At 40.6% G+C, this 18538-nt stretch carries 16 protein-coding genes and 1 other annotated feature; of the genes, 15 read left to right on the top strand and 1 reads right to left on the bottom strand.

Annotated elements, in window-relative coordinates; all coding sequences use genetic code 11:
- Positions 1-29: 29 nt before the first annotated feature.
- The 11 genes from BQ7400_RS02150 (at position 30) to BQ7400_RS02100 (ending at position 13598) form a co-directional block, all read left to right on the top strand.
- The gene (locus tag BQ7400_RS02150) at positions 30-458 is read left to right on the top strand and encodes a flavodoxin (RefSeq protein WP_034439648.1); all 429 of its coding nucleotides are present in this window, start codon (positions 30-32) and stop codon (positions 456-458) included.
- Positions 394-1059 (top strand): DUF3793 family protein, encoded by a 666-nt coding sequence (locus BQ7400_RS02145; RefSeq protein ID WP_180371940.1) that lies wholly within the window; start codon positions 394-396, stop codon positions 1057-1059. Before BQ7400_RS02150 ends, BQ7400_RS02145 begins: the two co-directional genes overlap by 65 nt.
- Before the next feature lie 197 nt (positions 1060-1256).
- Positions 1257-3023 (top strand): aminopeptidase P family protein, encoded by a 1767-nt coding sequence (locus BQ7400_RS02140; RefSeq protein WP_072469638.1) that lies wholly within the window; start codon positions 1257-1259, stop codon positions 3021-3023.
- The gene (gene uvrC / locus BQ7400_RS02135) at positions 3023-4867 is read left to right on the top strand and encodes an excinuclease ABC subunit UvrC (RefSeq protein ID WP_072469306.1); all 1845 of its coding nucleotides are present in this window, start codon (positions 3023-3025) and stop codon (positions 4865-4867) included. Before BQ7400_RS02140 ends, uvrC begins: the two co-directional genes overlap by 1 nt.
- Positions 4867-5802, top strand: coding sequence for an HPr(Ser) kinase/phosphatase (gene hprK / locus BQ7400_RS02130; protein ID WP_034439655.1), 936 nt, complete (start codon positions 4867-4869; stop codon positions 5800-5802). The genes uvrC and hprK overlap by 1 nt, the downstream gene beginning before the upstream one ends.
- Before the next feature lie 215 nt (positions 5803-6017).
- Positions 6018-9557, top strand: coding sequence for a pyruvate:ferredoxin (flavodoxin) oxidoreductase (nifJ, locus tag BQ7400_RS02125; protein ID WP_072469305.1), 3540 nt, complete (start codon positions 6018-6020; stop codon positions 9555-9557).
- 137 nt (positions 9558-9694) lie between these two features.
- Positions 9695-9923: a binding site (T-box leader), on the top strand.
- A gap of 34 nt (positions 9924-9957) precedes the next feature.
- Positions 9958-10941 carry an ABC transporter substrate-binding protein gene (locus BQ7400_RS02120; protein WP_180371939.1) on the top strand — a complete coding sequence of 328 codons (984 nt, stop codon included), beginning with the start codon at positions 9958-9960 and terminating at the stop codon, positions 10939-10941.
- A gap of 27 nt (positions 10942-10968) precedes the next feature.
- Entirely contained in the window at positions 10969-11832 is an 864-nt protein-coding gene (locus BQ7400_RS02115; protein ID WP_034439658.1) for an ABC transporter permease, read from the top strand.
- Positions 11826-12596: an ABC transporter ATP-binding protein gene (locus tag BQ7400_RS02110; RefSeq protein ID WP_072469303.1), complete on the top strand. Its 771-nt coding sequence runs from the start codon at positions 11826-11828 to the stop codon at positions 12594-12596. Before BQ7400_RS02115 ends, BQ7400_RS02110 begins: the two co-directional genes overlap by 7 nt.
- Positions 12597-12869: 273 nt before the next feature.
- Positions 12870-13325 (top strand): hypothetical protein, encoded by a 456-nt coding sequence (locus BQ7400_RS02105; RefSeq protein ID WP_072469302.1) that lies wholly within the window; start codon positions 12870-12872, stop codon positions 13323-13325.
- Positions 13326-13349: 24 nt separating this feature from the next.
- Positions 13350-13598, top strand: coding sequence for a hypothetical protein (locus BQ7400_RS02100; RefSeq protein ID WP_072469301.1), 249 nt, complete (start codon positions 13350-13352; stop codon positions 13596-13598).
- Positions 13599-13676: 78 nt separating this feature from the next.
- On the opposite strand, the gene BQ7400_RS02095 is transcribed toward BQ7400_RS02100, so the two are convergent.
- Complete coding sequence (locus tag BQ7400_RS02095; RefSeq protein WP_072469300.1) at positions 13677-15125, bottom strand: leucyl aminopeptidase; 1449 nt, start codon at positions 15123-15125, stop codon at positions 13677-13679.
- 120 nt (positions 15126-15245) lie between these two features.
- Between BQ7400_RS02095 and BQ7400_RS02090 the strand changes: the two genes are divergently transcribed.
- Genes BQ7400_RS02090 through BQ7400_RS02075 form a run of 4 tightly spaced genes read left to right on the top strand, consistent with a single transcriptional unit; the run spans position 15246 to position 18471 of the window.
- Complete coding sequence (locus BQ7400_RS02090) at positions 15246-15779, top strand: flavodoxin family protein (RefSeq protein WP_072469299.1); 534 nt, start codon at positions 15246-15248, stop codon at positions 15777-15779.
- Positions 15779-16348: an HD domain-containing protein gene (locus BQ7400_RS02085; protein ID WP_072469298.1), complete on the top strand. Its 570-nt coding sequence runs from the start codon at positions 15779-15781 to the stop codon at positions 16346-16348. The genes BQ7400_RS02090 and BQ7400_RS02085 overlap by 1 nt, the downstream gene beginning before the upstream one ends.
- 1 nt (position 16349) lies before the next feature.
- Positions 16350-17042 carry a response regulator transcription factor gene (locus BQ7400_RS02080; protein WP_072469297.1) on the top strand — a complete coding sequence of 231 codons (693 nt, stop codon included), beginning with the start codon at positions 16350-16352 and terminating at the stop codon, positions 17040-17042.
- Positions 17005-18471 carry a HAMP domain-containing sensor histidine kinase gene (locus tag BQ7400_RS02075; RefSeq protein WP_072469296.1) on the top strand — a complete coding sequence of 489 codons (1467 nt, stop codon included), beginning with the start codon at positions 17005-17007 and terminating at the stop codon, positions 18469-18471. The genes BQ7400_RS02080 and BQ7400_RS02075 overlap by 38 nt, the downstream gene beginning before the upstream one ends.
- Positions 18472-18538 lie beyond the last annotated feature (67 nt).

Below are 18538 nucleotides of genomic sequence, written 5' to 3'. Positions count from 1 at the left end.
GCAAATATCAATGAAATTTAGGAGGAATTATGAAAACCATTAAAGTAATCTATTGGACCGGAACAGGAAACACTGAAAAAATGGCCCATGCTGTTGTTGAAGGAGCCAAGGAAGAGGGAGCAAATGTAGACCTACTCTTTGTAACAGATGCCACAGCAGAAGATGTAAAGTCTGCTGATGCTGTAGCTCTTGGTTGCCCAGCTATGGGAGCTGAAGAATTGGAAGAAACTTGCTTCCGACCCTTTGTTGATGAAATCAAACCCCTCTTGTCTGGCAAGGCTACAGCCTTATTTGGATCCTATGAGTGGGCTGACGGTCAATGGATGAAAGAATGGGTGGAAGAAATGGAAGATTGTGGAGCAAGACTGGTTGCAGACGGTTTAATTGCTTATGATGATCCAGACGAAGATGCCCTTTATGACTGCAAATTATTGGGACGAGACTTGGCGCGGTCTTAAGATGCCCAAGGAAAGTCTCCTGTCTTTTTTTGAAAAGTTGGGTCAGCTGGACGAATTTTCCTATCTCTACGGATATTTAAGGGTCCAGCTGGCCCCAACCCTCTATTGCAACAAGGCTGGGACCCTCTTAAATTTATCCATGACCCACTTGCCCCTACATAAAATTTTTCTAGCCAAGAAAAAATACTTTGAAGAGGCTCTTGGAGTGCAATCTTTTATTTTAAAAGAGTCCCAGCAGGGGGTTTTGGTTTACTTTTATAAAAAAGAATCATTGGAAGCCCATTTGGGGCAAGAAGAAATTCAATTGTTTTTAAAAAAGTACAAGTATAAAGATCCCGCAAACCTATCCGAGGCCCTAAAGACGCTAAAAAGACATTTTCAAAATTCCTGTCCCCATGAAGTTGGAATTTTCCTAGGTTATCCAACCTGTGATGTTCTAGGTTTTTCCACCCTGGGAGGGAAGAAATGTAAGTTTAAGGGCTATTGGTGCGTTTATCAAAATGTCGATTTCTCTAAAAAAATTTTTGCCCAATACGATGCGATTAAATTAAAAACTATGGCTCAAGTCATGGATGAATACAAATTAAAGCAGTCTGTTTAGGGTAAACAAAGGCCACTAGTAAGCTTTTAGCCATACTAGTGGCTTTTCTTGTGCAGGGAAATATCAAACTGGCAAGAATTAGAAAGCTTGCTTGCAGGTCAGGCTTGGGAAAATAAAAGCCAGGGAAAAGTCGCGGCAATAGGTGCTTTTTTTCCCTCTTTATTGTAAAATAAACATATAAAGAAAGGTCGTGTATGATGGAAGTTTTAAAAAAATTAAGAAATAAAATGCAAGAAAACAAAATAGATATTTACTTGGTTCCTACTGGGGACCCTCATGGTAGTGAATATCCACCAGACGCCTATAAGTATCGGACATTTTTAACTGGATTTACCGGATCTGCTGGGGTCGCAGTGGCTTTTAAGGATGAAGCTTATTGCTGGACGGATGGTCGTTACTATATTCAAGCTGGGAAACAATTGGAAGGTTCCGGTTTTGCCCTACAAAAGGATGGTCAACCAGAGATTTTATCTCCCTATGATTATGTGATTAAAATGGCCAAAGAGGGGGACACAGTTGGCTTCCATGGGGAACTTTTAATGATGAAGGACCTGCAAAAGTTGGAAAGTCAAAGACCAGACCTAAACTTTAAGGCTGTGGACCTAATGACAGACTTGTGGGAAAACCGACCCGGCCTGCCCCAAGAACCCATGTTTATTTTGAAAAACGCCTATACCAAATTTTCCACCCTGGAAAAAAGAGACCAGGTTATGGAGGAATTAAAAAAACACGAGGCAGATACTCTGGTTTTGTCTTCTTTGGATGACATTGCCTGGTTCACCAATCTTCGGGGAAGAGATATTCCAAACAACCCTGTTTTCTTGAGCTTTTTAACCTTAGACAAGAAGCACCTGGTCCTTTATATTGACCTAAAGAAAATTGACCAAGAAATCGTAGAGTATTTTGAACAACAAAAGATTGTCGTCAAGGAATACCATGATTTTTACCAAGACATTAAAAAACTTAAGGGTAAGAAGATCTTGTTGGACCCCAGCAAGACAAATGCCTTGGTCTATAAAAACATCAAGGAAAAGAACCAGCTGATTGAGGCTATTAACCCTACAACCATGTTAAAGGCCGTAAAAAACAAGGTAGAGTTGAATAATGTAAAGGCGGCTTATGTTGATGATGGGGTGGCCTTGGTTAAATATTTTTCCTGGTTAAACCAAGAAGTGTTGGCAGGAAAAACCATTACTGAATTTGAAGCGCAAAACAAGCTGATTTCTTTTAGGAAAAATATTGTAGATTATATTGAAGATTCCTTTACACCGATTTCTGCCTATGGATCCAATGGGGCTATGATGCACTATTCAGCCCAAAAGGAAAGTGCAGTCATTGGAAAAGATTCTTTCTATTTAATCGACAGTGGTGGCCAATATTTACGGGGAACCACAGATATTACACGGACCCTACACTTTGGTCAACCTACAGAAGAAGAAAAAAGAGACTACACCCTGGTTTTAAAGAGTCATATCGGCCTAGCCAACACCATCTTTTTGGAAGGGACCAAGGGAAGTCAATTGGATGCCATCGCCAGAAGACCTATTTGGCAATATCATATGGACTATAAGTGTGGAACAGGTCACGGGGTGGGCTATCTTTTAAATGTCCATGAAGGTCCCCATAGGATTAGTCGCTGGACAGAGGATTGTCCCTTGGAAGAAGGGTATATTGTTACCATTGAGCCGGGCATTTATAAAGAAGACATGTACGGCATCCGCCTGGAAAATGACGTGGCTGTAAAATTAGATGGAACAGCTCCTGATGGAACTTTTTACTCTTTCGACATGCTAAGCTATATTCCCTTTGATCGGAAGTGTATCAATCCAGACCTCTTAACCCGGGAAGAAAGACAATGGTTAAATCGTTACAATGAACAAGTTTATGACTTGTTGGCTCCTAATTTAAACAAGGAAGAAGAAGCCTACCTTTCCATCCAAACGGAACCTTTTTCGGAAAAATAATGGTTAGTAAGGAACAATTAGACCTACTTCCCAACAATCCGGGAGTCTATTTGATGAAGGATGCTTCGGATACGGTAATTTATGTTGGTAAGGCCAAAAATTTAAGAAAGAGAGTCCGCCAATATTTTGGATCCTATGGTCAAAGCTCTTCAAAAGTGCGGGCTATGGTATCCCACATTGAAGACTATGAATATATCATTGTTGAAAATGAAATTGAGTCCTTGGTCCTAGAACAAAACTTGATTAAGGAAAAGCGGCCCAAGTACAATGTCCTCCTCAGGGATGATAAACAATACCCATATATTAAAATAACTCGCGGGGAAGAATTTCCTCGCGTTTTAAAAACAAGACGTCTGGGCAAGGATGGATCTAAATATTATGGCCCCTTTCCCAATACCACAGCGGTGAATGAAGCCATTGATCGGATCCATGAATTCTATCCCATTAGGGACTGTCATTTAAATATTGAAAAGTCCATAGGCAAGGTGAGACCTTGTTTAAACTACTTTATCCATCGCTGTATGGGCCCTTGTACTGGAGAGGTTTCTTCTCAAGACTACAAGCAGCACATAGAGGATATTCAAAATTTTTTGGACGGAAAGAAGACAGACCTCTATGAAAAAGTAAGGGAAGCCATGGAAAAGGCTTCTGAAAACTTAGAATTTGAACAGGCGGCTAAATATCGAGATTCTCTAAGGTCCTTGGAGATTCTAAGTGAGAAACAGAAGATTACCGAGGCAAATTCGGACAAGGAACAAGATGTCATTGCTATTGCTCGAGATGTCAATGATGTTTTGGTGCAAATCTTTTTCATTCGGAACGGAAAAATCATTGGCCGGGAGCACTTTTTGTTGGACCACTTTAACCAAGAGTCTACAGAGGAAATTACCGAGACCTTTATCAAGCAATTTTATAGTGGAACAGCCCATATTCCCAAGGAGATCCTCGTTGAAAAAGACCTAAGTGACTCCACCATTGAAGATTGGCTGAGCCAAAAAAGAAAGAGCCGGGTCCATATCCAGTCTCCTAAAATTGGAGAAAAAAGAGACCTGGTTCGCCTGGCCAAGCAAAATGCCATAGATATGTTGAGTAAAAACTCAGACAAGTATAAGAGGAAGAAGAATGAACGCAAGATGGCCTTGGAGGATCTGCAGGATATCTTGGATTTAAAAGATTTTCCCCACCGCCTGGAATGTTATGATATTTCCAATATTTCCGGAGTGGAATCTGTAGGGTCTATGGTGGTTTATGAAGATGGTCTAGCCAAGAAAAGTGACTATCGGAAATTTAAAATCAAGACAGTCCAGGGGCCGGATGACTACAAGAGTATGGAGGAAGTCTTAACCCGACGTTTTTTACGGGGACAGGCAGATAAAAAAGATGGCAAAATCAATTCTTTTTACATTTATCCAGATGTACTTTTGATTGACGGGGGCCTGGGCCAAGTCAATGTGGTAACAAGGGCCTTGGACAAGTTGGGGATACAAATTCCCATTGTGGGTCTAGTAAAAGATGACTTCCATAAAACAAGAGGGCTAGTCTACCAGGGAAAGGAAATCCGTCTCAAGGTTGCTTCAAGGCTCTATAGGCTCTTATTTTCCATCCAGGAAGAGGCCCACCGCTTTGCCTTGAACTACCACAAGAGTTTACACACAAAGTCCATGTTCAAGTCTCAACTGGATGATATCCCCGGCATAGGTCCCAAGAGGAAGCAGGCCTTGATGAAGCACTTTAAGAGTATTCAAAAAATTAAGGAAGCCTCTATTGAAGAGCTAAAAGAAGTGGATGGCATGAACAGTAAGGCAGCAGAAAGCTTAAAGAATTATTGGAAGGAGAACAGCTAATGAATGGATCTTTCTCTCTAAAACAACTGATTGATGATATGGGTTTTGAGGTTGTTTATCTGGCTAAGGATTATGAAGAAGTAGAAATTGAATCAAATGAACTAAATCGTCCAGGTCTCCAATTGTTTGGTTATTTTCGAAAATACGTTTCGGAACGAATTCAAATTATTGGAGGGGCAGAGTGGCAATTTTGCAATGACTTGACCCATGAAAAGCGCTGTCAAGTTTTGGAGCCTATTTTTGCCAGCCATATTCCTGTTATGATTTTTTCTAGAGGAAATGCAGTCTTTAAAGAGGCCGTCGACCTTGCAAAAAAATATGATCGAACCATTTTAACCACCAAGGCCACCACCAGTCGTTTAGTTAACCAGCTTATTAACTATACGGATGTTTTGCTGGCTCCCAGCATGCGGGTCCATGGGATATTAATGGATATTTACGGCGTTGGTGTCCTACTTACCGGACCTTCCGGGGTAGGAAAGAGTGAAACTGCCCTGGACTTATTGGTTAACGGACACAAGTTAATCAGTGACGACTCTGTAATTATCCGTCGTTTGGACGAGCAATTACATGGAACGAGCCCCAAGGTGACCCAACACTTTATGGAAATTCGGGGCGTGGGAATCATTGATGTTCAAAGGATTTTTGGCGTGGGTTGTGTTATGGAGGAAAAAGAAATTGACCTCATTGTCCACCTGGAGCCCTGGAACGAAAATATTTCCTATGATCGCTTGGGAGAAAAAAGTCAGTATGGCCAATACTTGGGCATTGAGGTTCCCATGATGACCATTCCGGTAAAGAGCGGAAGAAACACTTCCATGGTTATCGAGGTGGCCACTAAAAACTTTAAGTTAAAAGACCTGGGTTATAATGCAGCTGTGGCTTTAAATGACAGGGTTATGAATGAAATAAGTCGACGGAAGAAAAATAGCTAAAAAAGTTAGCGTAACCTAATGATAAGGCAGGCGGGAAGGGCTGGTGGGATGTCCATTATCCAAGAAAAGAGCCTGATCTTTTCAAAATATTAAGGGCAATATTTTAAATCTTTAGGGGAAACTTATTGCTTTATAAAAATCCATTTGATATCATAAATTTAAAGGTATTCAGACCTACGTTAAATCATAGATATAGAGAATAAGGAGGTATTCTTATGGCAAAATTCATGAAAACCATGGATGGAAATGAAGCGGCTGCCCATGTAGCCTATGCATTTTCAGATGTGGCATGTATTTACCCCATTACGCCGTCCTCTCCAATGGCCGAACATATTGATGCTTGGGCTGCAAAAGAGAGGAAAAACATATTTGGACAAGAAGTTCTTGTAAAAGAAATGCAAGCAGAAGGTGGTGCATCCGGAGCGGTCCATGGATCTTTACAAGGAGGAGCGCTGACATCAACCTTTACTGCTTCTCAAGGTTTGCTTTTAATGATTCCAAATATGTATAAAATTTCCGGGGAATTATTGCCGGGAGTCTTCCATGTTGCTGCACGATCTTTGGCAACCCAGGCCCTAAGCATTTTCGGCGACCACCAAGATGTTATGGCCACTCGGGCTACAGGCTTTGCGCTTTTGGCATCGGGATCGGTACAAGAAGTTATGGATTTAGCCGGAATAGCTCACTTGTCTGCCATCAAGGGCAGGGTTCCTTTTGTACATTTTTTTGATGGTTTCCGCACAAGTCATGAAATTCAAAAAATTGAAGTTTTGGACTATGAAGACCTAGATAAATTAGTGGATCATGAAGCGATTCTTGCCTTCAAGCAAAGGGCCTTAAGTCCTTCAAATCCAAAGATTCGTGGGACAGCACAAAATCCTGACATCTATTTCCAATCCATGGAAGCCTCAAACCACTTCTACACAGACATTGTAGGTATTACTAGAGACTACATGAAGAAGATAAGTGATTTGACAGGTCGCCATTATGACCTCTTTAACTACTATGGGGCAGAAGATGCCAAAAAGGTCATTGTTGCCATGGGATCTGTCACTGAAACCATTGAAGAAGTTGTTGACTACTTAAATAAAAAGGGAGAAAAGGTAGGTCTCTTAAAAGTCCACCTCTATCGACCCTTTAGCAGAGAAGTTTTCCTAGAAAATATGCCAAAGACAGTTGAAAAAATTGCTGTCTTGGATCGGACAAAAGAAAAAGGAGCCATGGGAGAACCCCTATACTTGGACGTAAGAGATATTTATTATGATCTCGAAGATAGACCTCTTATTATTGGTGGTCGCTACGGCCTGGGTTCAAAAGATACGACTCCATCACAAATCCTAGCTGTTTACAAACACCTGGACCAAGACCAACCCAGCCACAACTTTACCATCGGCATTGAAGATGATGTAACTCATTTGTCCCTGCCCTTGGATGAAATTGTCCACACAGAACCCGAAGGAACCATTGCTTGTAAATTCTGGGGATTTGGGTCAGACGGAACTGTTGGGGCCAACAAGAGTGCCATTAAAATTATCGGTGATGGAACTGACATGTACGCTCAAGGTTATTTTGACTACGATTCAAAAAAATCTGGTGGCGTCACCATGAGTCACTTGAGATTTGGACATAAGAAGATAACTTCAACCTATTTAATTACTGAAGCCAACTTTATTTCCTGTTCTAAGCAATCCTATGTCCACCAATATGACCTTCTAAGAGGGATTAAAAAGGGTGGTAAGTTCCTATTAAATACCATCTGGACCGAGGAAGAATTGGGGAACCACCTGCCATCTTCTTTAAAAAGAGCCATTGCTCAAAATGATATTGAATTTTATACCATCAATGCAACTAAAATTGCAGCAGAAGTAGGCCTAGGTGGCCGGACCAATATGGTTATGCAGGCAGCCTTCTTTAAACTTTCCGGAGTTCTTCCCATTGAAGAAGCTCGGGAAAAACTAAAAGAAGCCATTGTGAAGGACTATGGTCACAAGGGCGACGATATTGTTGCAATGAACAATAAGGCTGTCGATCGAGGTATGGATGCCATTGTTAAAATTGAAGTACCGGAAAGCTGGAAGACAGCAGATGAGCCAGAAGATTATACAATTCCAGGAGCTCCAGACTTTATCAATGACATTGTCATTCCAATGACCCGGCAAGAAGGAAACGACCTGCCTGTATCTGCTTTTGTAGGCCGTGAAGATGGGACCTTCCCCAATGGAACCAGTCGCTTTGAAAAGCGTGGTATTGCCGTTAATGTTCCCCAATGGCAAAAGGATAAGTGTATCCAATGTAACCAATGTTCTTATGTCTGCCCCCATGCTGTTATTCGTCCCTTCTTGTTAAATGAAGAAGAGGCCAAGAAGGCACCGGAAGGGTTTGAAACAATTCCGGCTAGAGGCAAGGGAACAGAAGGACTAGACTTTAGAATTCAAATCTCTCCCCTAGACTGTACGGGATGTGGAAACTGTGCCCAAGTTTGCCCTGCTAAGGAAAAAGCTTTGCTTATGGTTCCTTTTGAATCAGAATTTGAAGAACAAAGTGTCAACTGGGATTATGCTTCTGACGAAGTGGCCTCTAAACAAGACCAATTCGAAGCAAATAATGTTAAAAACTCACAATTCTTCATGCCTCACCTGGAATTCTCAGGAGCATGTGCTGGTTGTGGAGAAACTCCCTATATTAAATTAATTACTCAACTCTTTGGAGACCACATGATGATCGCCAATGCAACAGGATGTACCTCTATCTGGGGTGGATCTGCTCCAAGTATGCCCTATTGCACAGATGCATGTGGAAATGGACCCTCTTGGGCCAACTCCCTATTTGAAGATAATGCAGAATATGGCTATGGAATGAAGGTTGGTTCCAACCAAGTCAGAGACCGAATCAAACTCTTGGCAGAAGAAGTGATTGAAGCCAAGGTGGACCAAGAACTTTCAGATGCTCTAGGCCAATGGATCCAAGGTAAGGATGACTACAAAGAATCCAAGGCTGCTACAGCTAAAATTCTTCCTCTCTTGGACCAATCCTATGGTGGTCATTGCCAAAAAGAATTAGAAGAACTGAAGGGCCTTAAGGACTACTTTATCAAGAGAAGCCAATGGATTATTGGTGGTGACGGCTGGGCCTATGATATTGGCTTTGGCGGGGTAGACCATGTTTTGGCTTCAGGAGAAGATATTAACATCTTTGTTGTAGATACAGAAGTGTATTCCAATACAGGAGGTCAATCTTCTAAGGCAACCCCAACAGGAGCTGTAGCTCAATTTGCAGCTGCCGGAAAGACCACTAAGAAAAAAGACTTAGGCTTAATGATGACCAGCTATGGATATATTTATGTAGCTTCCATTGCCATGGGTGCAGATAAAAACCAAGCCCTTAAGGCCATTAAGGAAGCAGAAGCCTATCCAGGGCCATCCCTAATCATTGCCTATGCTCCATGTATCAACCATGGAATCCGGACAGGAATGGGAACTTCTATTGAAGAAGAAAAGAAGGCTGTTGAAACAGGATATTGGAACCTCTATCGCTACAACCCAAGCCTGAAGAAAGAAGGCAAGAATCCATTTATCCTAGATTCTAAAGAACCTTCCAGACCCTATCGGGAATTCCTGGATGGAGAAGTTCGCTATACTTCCTTGAAAAAACTCTTCCCAGAAAGAGCAGAAAACCTCTTTGGTATGGCAGAAGAGCAAGCTAAAGACCGATATGAACACTATAAGAGACTGTCAGAAAATTATGACAATGAATAAGTAAAAAAAGAAGGGTGCCCACAAGGGCATCTTTCTTTTAGTTAAAACTGTTTTGAGAATCTTCTTTGGGAGAAATGAAATTTTTTGAAAAAAAGTTCTTGCACTTATTCAGGAACTAGTGTAATATATCCATATACTTAAATACTTCGATGGAGAGAAAGATACTGGATGTTCTTTACAGAGACCTGGATGTGGTGAAAGCCAGGAAGAAATAAGGTATGTAATATTCACTCTGGAGTAGGGTTGTTGAAAATGTAGACAATTTCGGAAGCCACCGTTATCTTAGGCTATGGATTAATTTGATCCTGATAAGAGATAGTAATTATACTATAATTTAGGTGGTACCGCGAATCTTTCGTCCTATTGGATGAAAGATTTTTTTATTTTGAAAGGAGAAAAGATGAAAAGAATTATTTTAACCCTGTGCTTGGTCTTGGCCCTAGTCGCCTGCCAACAAGCACCGACCAATGACAAGAAAGAAGAAGCAGCTCAAGAAAATACGAAAATGAGTCAAGAGGGAACTTCTCCTAAAATTGGTATCATCCAATTTATTGATCAAATTAGTCTGGATGCAGTAAGAGAAGGCTTTGAAAAGGAAATTAAAAGCAAGTATCCAGGGGCAGAAATTATCGTCCAAAATGCCCAAGGAGAAGCTGGAAATATTCCACAAATCACGCAAAAAATGGTCCAAGAAAAGGTAGATGTTATCTTGGCCATTGCCACACCTGCTGCCCAAGGGGCCTTGACCACTAAGGGGGACATTCCCCTGGTCTTTGCGGCAGTAACAGATCCAAAGGGGGCTGGATTGGAAGGGAAATGCACAGGAGTCACCGATGAGGTAGACCCTGGCCAACAAATTGACCAGTACATCAAATTGTTCCCCAACATAAAAACCATAGGGACCCTCTATAATACTGGGGAACAAAATTCCAGGGTCCAAGTAGAACGACTAGAAAAAGCTTGTGCCAGCAAGAACTTAAAACTAGAGGCCATGGGGATTAACAACATCAACGACATCCCACAAGCCATGACCATCTTGTCTAAAAAAATTGATGGCTACTTTGCTTTGTCAGACAACTATGTTGCCTCTGGTGTCCCCCTCTTGGTTAAGTCATTAAACGAAAGTCAATTGCCCAGCTTTTCTTCAGAAGAAGGTCAGGCTAAAAAGGGCCTTTTAATGGCCTCAGGAGTTGACTATTTGGAAAGTGGAAAGCAAGCAGCAGACTTGGTGGACAAGCTATTGCAAGGATCTAAAATTGAAGACTTGCCCATCGAAAAGCCGGCAAGTATGCACACAGTCTTTAATGAAAAAACAGCAAGCATGTTAAAACTGTCTAAAGACCAATATCCCCAAGGGGACAATGTGGTCGTCATTAACGAATAAGAATTAGCGGATTAAAAGGAGTAAAAAATGGGAGCAATGATTTTAATCTCCATAGAGCAAGGGTTTATCTTTTCCCTTTTAGCTATAGGAGTTATGTTGACGTTTAGAATATTGGATATCGCAGACTTGTCTGTTGAAGGGACCTTTCCCCTAGGAGCCTTTGTCTTTGCAAAGTTTGCCCATGTTTTTTTGCCTCCAGTATCCATGGTGCTCTCATTTGTTGCAGGTTGTTTGGCCGGTTATTTTACCTACTTTCTCTATAAAAAAGTAAAAATCGCACCAATCCTGGCAGGAATTTTAACCATGACCATCCTCTATACGGTGAACTTAAGACTAACAGGACAAAGCAATGTTCCCCTAATGGATGCCCCTTCCATGTTTAACTTTTTTAGTGGTACTTGGGGTAAATTAATCTCTCTAGCCTTGATTGCCTTAATCATTAAAGTGGCCCTGGATTGGTTTTTCAAAACAGAAAAGGGTTATTTACTCTTGGTGACAGGGGACAATGAGGACCTGGTGAAGTCCTTGGGTCAAAAGCCAGATAAGTTCTACTGCCTGGGCCTCGTTTTATCCAATGGCCTGGCAGCTCTGGCTGGATGTTTGGCAGCTCAATACCAAGGTTATGTAGATATTTCCATGGGACAATCCATGATTGTTACAGCTCTTGCCAGCTTGATTATTGGAGAAACCAGTTTTCAAAGGCTTCCCATCCGTGGAACTAGCCGGTGTATTTTAGGAGCCATTGTCTACCGAATTATTTATGGTCTAGCCCTTTATATTGGGCTAGCTCCAGATGATTTAAAGGCCGTTACGGGCCTCTTGGTTATTGTCTTTATTGCTTATAATAATCTTAGCAAGCAGGTCTTAAAAAAAGGAGTCAAAGTATGTTAAAAATCAACCGCTTATCCAAAACCTTCTATCCTGGAACCGAAGAAGAAAATCAAGTGTTCAATGAATTTTCCCTGGACATAAGGGGAGAAGAATGTACAGCAATCTTGGGACCCAATGGATGTGGAAAGTCTACCTTGTTTAACCTGATTTCTGGAAAAATTCAAGAGGACCAAGGGAGCATCCAATTGGAAAATGTAAATTTAAGCGACTTAAACGAAGAAAATAGGGCCCGCTATATCGGTAAGGTCATGCAAGATCCCAGCAAGGGAGTCAGTCCCAACTTAACGGTCTTAGAAAACATGACCATTGCCAGGAAAAAAGGACAAAAATTTACCCTAAAATCCCTCTTAAAAAATCAGGACAAGGAAGTTGTTATTGAAGAGCTAAAGACCCTAAATCTAGGCTTGGAAAATAAATTAAACACCAAGGTGAAATACCTGTCTGGGGGTCAAAGACAAAGCCTATCCCTTCTCATGGCAACCCTTGTGAAGCCAGACCTCCTACTTCTTGATGAACATACTGCAGCCCTAGACCCTAAAACGAGTCAAGTCATTATGGAAAAGACAGTGGAGCTCATAGAAAGAGAAAAGATGATGACCCTAATGATCACCCATAGCTTAAGAAATGCAGTCCAGTTTGCAGACCGGGTTATTATGCTGAACCATGGCCAGCTTATGTTTGACCTAAAGACCCAGGGTTTGACAGAAGTAGAATTGGAAGAGCTCTATTATGAAACCATCAACCAATCCTTAAAAACAGCCTAAAAATACTAAAAGCCCCTATTCCTAACAAGTCAAGAATAGGGCCTTTTACTATGTATAGTGAGTAAAAAATAAGGGTTCTGCCTAAAAAATATTTTATTTAACACATATATATGGGTAACTATAAATAGAAATATAAAGAGATGAATATGTGGAGGCGAATATGAAGAGTACAATATTTTATCCTGCCAGGTATAAAAATGGGGACAAGAATATTTTTTTAAAAGAATATTGACTTGGAAACGTTAAATAAAGCTCCTAGAAGGAGAATATAAAATGAAAAAAATTTTAGTAAGTGTACTTATTTTATGTTTTTGTCTTGTTCTAGCAAGGACAAGTTTAGCTAAAGCTTCCTCATTGGAAGATCAAAATCAATATTCCGACTATGTTACAAAATCAAGCCCGCTAGAAAAAATTTCTAGTAAAATGGGGCAAGTATCTTTTAGGGTTACAACAGAAGCTAGGGTCCTTCGCAGCAAGGATACAGGAAAGATTTTAGAGGTTAAAGATTTTGGGTCTCCCTATGTCAGTATTTCTGATTGCCAATCAGAATTCCAACATGGTGGTTTTAGCATTGATCGGACCTCTCCAAAATCTGCGCGATTTTCAGCTAGAGGTCAATTTATTATTAGCAAGCCGAGTTTTTTAGTGGGAGGAGATATTATTTCCTATCCCATGGATTTTAAAGTCAAGACGGAGCCCTTGACGCTTGTAAGTTATATTTCCTGGTAGTTGCTAAGGTATGGAGGGGATAAAATGAACGTTCTATCGAAAACCTTAAAAATTTTTGCTTATTTATCTATTCCTATGACGATTTTAGTTTTAATAGGAAAATTTTACCAACCAGAGTATCAAATGGTCTTTTCAGGGCAAGGAGGTATGCTGGGAAAAAATGTTGTAGTTGGAGTCGTTATTAATTTAATTTTTAATATTTTTCTTTTATTAGGGGCGGGTCTTGTTTTTTATGGCCTGGCCAGACTTTTGGAAAGGGAAGAAATAAAATAAGACGAAAAAAGGAACTCATCTAAGAGTTCCTTTTTTAAAATCTACAAAAGAAATAAAATCTGTTTATGTTAGGAAATTTTATTCATCATCTTCCTTAGTTTTAGAAAATCTTTTGGCTAGGTGGTAAAGAGTTTTTACATGAGATCCAGTAGCTCCCTTGGGAAGGGCTCCAACAGGCCGATCTAACCAAGCAGTTCCTGCAATGTCCAAGTGGACCCAGGGAGTTTGGTCAACGAATTTTTCTAAGAAGAGACCAGCGGTAATGGTTCCGGCACCTTTGATTTTACCAGTATTGTAAACATCTGCTACATCAGATTTAATATATTCTTGGTAGCCCGGGAGGTTGGGAAGTTCCCAAACTTGTTCATCGGCAATTTCGCTGGCTCTTTTAACCAAGGCCATGGTATCCGGACAGTTTGTGACTGCACCAGCTGCAAGGTCTCCTAGGGCTACGATACAAGCGCCGGTTAAAGTAGCTAAGTCTACAACAAATTCTGGATGGAAGGTATCTACAGCATAAGCCAAGGCATCAGCCAGAGTAATACGACCTTCTGCATCGGTGTTGCCAACTTCAATGGAAAGACCTCGAAGGGATCCAATAATATCTCCTGTCTTATAGGCATCTCCAGAAATCATATTTTCGCAAAGGGCACAAACCCCTACGACATTGGCCTTTAACTTTCTTTTTGCAATGGCAGAAATAGCCCCGATAACTGTGGCAGATCCACCCATATCACATTGCATGGTCTTCATGCCATCAGGGGTTTTAATGCAGTATCCACCGGAGTCATAGGCAAGACCTTTACCAACATAGGCAATGGTCTTTTTAGAAGAGGGATCTCCTTGGTAGTTCATGATTAGAAGTTGGGGTTCCTTGGCAGAACCACGAGCTACAGATAAAAAGGCAGTCATTCCCAAGTCTTCAATTTCTTTTTTTCCTAAAATACTGACTTGAACCCCATCTTTTTCTAAGAGGTCCTTGGCTGTTTGGGCAATGATTTTTGGATACATATCCATAGCTGGAGTGTTTACCAGGTCTCTAGTAACAAAGATTTTATCAACCAGGGTATTGGCTTCGTCAATGGCATCTTCCACTACAGTCATTTTTTTATTTTCAGGGACTTTAAGGTAGATTTCTTTTAGGCTGGTGGTGTGCTTTTCACTTAGGTAACGGTCGAATTTATATTCTCCGGCTCTTAGACCTTCGACATAGGCATGAACTGTTCTGCGGCTACATAGGCCATCTACATTTAAAAGATCGATATTTAAGGCTTCAATCTTGTGTTTATTGGCAAAGTTGCTTAGTTCAGCCAAAGAATCTCTCAGTTGGTTGTAGCTTGCCTTGCTTAAGTCTCCAAGGCCTAAATAGATTTTAGGATTTTCCAGATCCAAGCAGGAGTAAATTTCTCCCACATCTCCTTTAAATACCTGGTTTGAATAGTGTTTTTCAATAAAAGAGTCACAAGGGTGATCCTTGCTGGTTAAATAAACTTGAATGGCAGCTTGGCCATCGAATAAAAATTTCATAGCTCCTCCTTTAACTTTAAGTTAAATTTATTATAGCAAATGACAAATCGATTGACAAATTGAAGACTTCCCTATAAGAAGAATCAATTATGTGGTATTATTGAGTAAAAGAGGTGAGAGATGAAAGGTTTAGTCTTATATTCAAGTCGAACAGGGAGAACAAGAAAATTAGCCCGGGGCCTTTACGAGAATTTAAAGGACTGGGACGTAGATATCCAAGATATTAAAGACAAGCCTAATATAGAGGCCTACGATACAATTTTCTTAGGTTTTTGGGCCTATAAGGCCACCATTGACCCTAGTGTTGAAAAAATTTTGGACAAGCTAAAGGGTAAAGATGTCTATGTATTTGGGACCTTGGCCTATTATGATGATTCGGACCACGCATATAGGGTCCGGACCAATGCCATCCAGGCTGTAGAAGATCATGGAGCACGGTGTATTGGAAGCTTTATTACCATGGGAGGTTTAGACCAGGCTAGAGTGGAGGCAAAAAAGCAGGCTAAAAGACCCCTGAAGCATCCCTTGACCAAGGCCAGTCTTATGCGTTATGACCTGACCAAGGACTATCCGACAGATGTGGATATTGCCTATCTGGCAGAGAAAGTTAACTTGAAATTAAAAATTATGGAAAAAAGTGGAGGAGACTTATAATGCCCACAAGACAAGATGCTGAAAAATTATTGTATGAGTATACGGAATCAGAAGCCCTAAGACAACATGGCCACCAAGTAGAAGTGGTCATGGAGTATTTTGCAAAGATAAATGATGAGGATGTAGATCGTTGGGGAACTGTAGGTCTTTTACATGACTTGGACTATGAAAAATATCCTGATCAACATTGCATTAAGGTAAGGGAAATCCTAGAGGCTCACGATTACCCTGAAGAAATCATTCGGGCCATCCAATCCCATGGCTATGGCATGTGTTGTGATGTGAAACCGGAAAGTAAGATGGAAAAAATTTTATATACCATTGATGAACTTACAGGAATTATCAATGCAGCTTGTCTCTTACGACCAAGCCGGTCGGTTTTGGACTTGAAGCTGAAGTCTTTAAAGAAAAAGTACAAGGATAAAAAGTTTGCTGCAGGTTGTGACCGGGCCATTATTGAAAATGGGATTGAGCACTTGGACTATAGTGCCGATGAAGTCATGGAACTCACCATAAAGGCCCTACAAGACCAGGCTGAAAAGGCTGGATTAAAGGGGAATATAGACTAAGATGTTTAAACTTTTAATTGTGGATGATGAGAAGAGGATTCGGGAGGTTATTAAGACTTATGCTGAATTCGAAGGTCATGAAGTTATGGAGGCCAAGGATGGTTTGGAGGCCATCCAGCTCTGTAAGGAAAATGACTTTGATGTTATTGTTATGGATATTATGATGCCCCACCTAGATGGATTTTCTGCCTATAAGGAAATTAAAAAGACCAAAGATATTCCGGTTTTAATGCTATCAGCAAGGGATGAGGAGTATGACAAACTCTTTGGTTTTGAAATTGGTATTGATGACTATGTGGTCAAGCCCTTTTCTCCCAAGGAGTTATTGGCTCGTTTAAATGTCATTGTTTCCAGGCATCAAAAACTTAGGCCAAGTCATGAACTCAAGTTTGAAGGCTTGGAAATTGACCAAGATGGTCGGGAGGTCTATGTAGACCATAACCGGATTGAGCTAACACCGAAAGAATATGAAATTCTTTTATTTTTAGCTAAAAATGACGGGATTGCCCTATCTAGGGAAAAGCTCTTAAACCAAATCTGGGGTTATGATTTTTATGGAGACGACCGGACAGTGGATACCCACATTAAAATGCTGAGGAATAGCCTAGGGGACTATCGAAAATTTATCGTAACGGTAAGGGGGGTAGGATATAAGTTTGACACAAGAGCACAAGACTCAGAAGAAAGACCATAGTAAGTTTTTTATTGACTTTAAAAGCATTCGATTTAAATATTGGTTGAGCTTTATTGGCTTTGCTACAATTCTCTTGCTGATCCTATGGCTCTTACAGATTGTTTTTTTAAACCAATTTTACGAGTCCATGAAGGTAAGAGAAATTGAAAAGATAGGCTACAGCCTAACCAAACAATATAACAGTAAACACTTTAAACAAACAGTCCTACTAACAGCCTTTACCAAGGGGATTGACATTAGCATCGTCAATGAAGACCGCTATATTACCTTTCCGAAATCAGATAACAATGTATTTTCCCAGCCCAAGTCTCTACCTAGGGAGTACTTTAACCAGTATTTTGCCAAGTTAGATAAAAAGACCAGGCCGTCAAAAATCTTCACCCAGAGTTTTTTGGGATCGGATGAAATTCAGCTAAGTTATAGCAGTATTTTAGGTGAAAAAAATGGCAAGATAGAGTACTTACTCATGACCACGCCCTTGGAGCCTGTGGAATCTACCATTGACATCTTGAAAAATCAGTTGATTATTATTTCGGGCCTATCCTTGGCCTTGGCCCTAGTTCTTTCTTTTTTTATGTCCAACCACCTGGCCAAGCCCTTAGTTAGGATGGCAAAATCTGCTAAAAAATTAGGGGATGGACACTTTGATGTGGAATTTACAAAGGGAGACTATACGGAAGCTGACGAACTGGCCGACACCCTAAACCATGCAACGGATGAATTAAGTAAGACCCTAGAAATGAGGAAGGACTTAATTGCCAATGTTAGCCACGATTTAAAAACTCCTCTGACAGTGATTAAATCTTATGGGGAAATGATTCGAGATATTTCCGGGGACAATCCTGAACTAAGGAAAGAACATGTCAATACCATTATTCAGGAAGCAGATAATTTGACCCTGCTGGTAAATGATTTATTGGACCTATCCAAGGTAGAATCAGAACTCAGCCACTTGCAAAAATATCCCCTGGACTTGGAAAAACTTGCCCGATCAGTTTTAAATCGTTTTAAAATGATGGAGCAATATAACGGCTACCACTTTGACCTGGAGGTTAAGGGAACCGTGGTGATATTGGCCGATGAAAGTAAAATGAGGCAGGTCCTATACAACTTCATAGCAAATGCTGTAAATTATGCCGGATTGGATAAGCAAGTTCTGATTAAAATTACAGAAACTGGCGACCAGGTTCTTTGTCAGGTTATTGACCACGGCAAGGGGATTCCTGAGGACCAGCAAAAGTATATATGGGACCGCTACTACCGGGTCCAAAAAAACCATTCCAGGTTTATCGTTGGTACAGGTCTAGGCTTGTTTATTGTAAAAAGTATTCTGGACCTCCATGGCTTTAGCTATGGAGTAGAGTCCAAAGTAAATGAAGGAAGCTGTTTCTATTTTAAGGCTCCAGTCTTTAAGGACATAAAAAAATAGACCAAATGAAAATTTGGTCTATTTTTTTAGGTTCTTTGTCAAATGTTGGGGTGAGATTCGTTCTCGC

This window comes from Urinicoccus massiliensis (genome assembly GCF_900120405.1).
Taxonomy (GTDB): domain Bacteria; phylum Bacillota; class Clostridia; order Tissierellales; family Peptoniphilaceae; genus Urinicoccus; species Urinicoccus massiliensis.
This window is presented reverse-complemented; position numbering and strand designations above follow the sequence as displayed.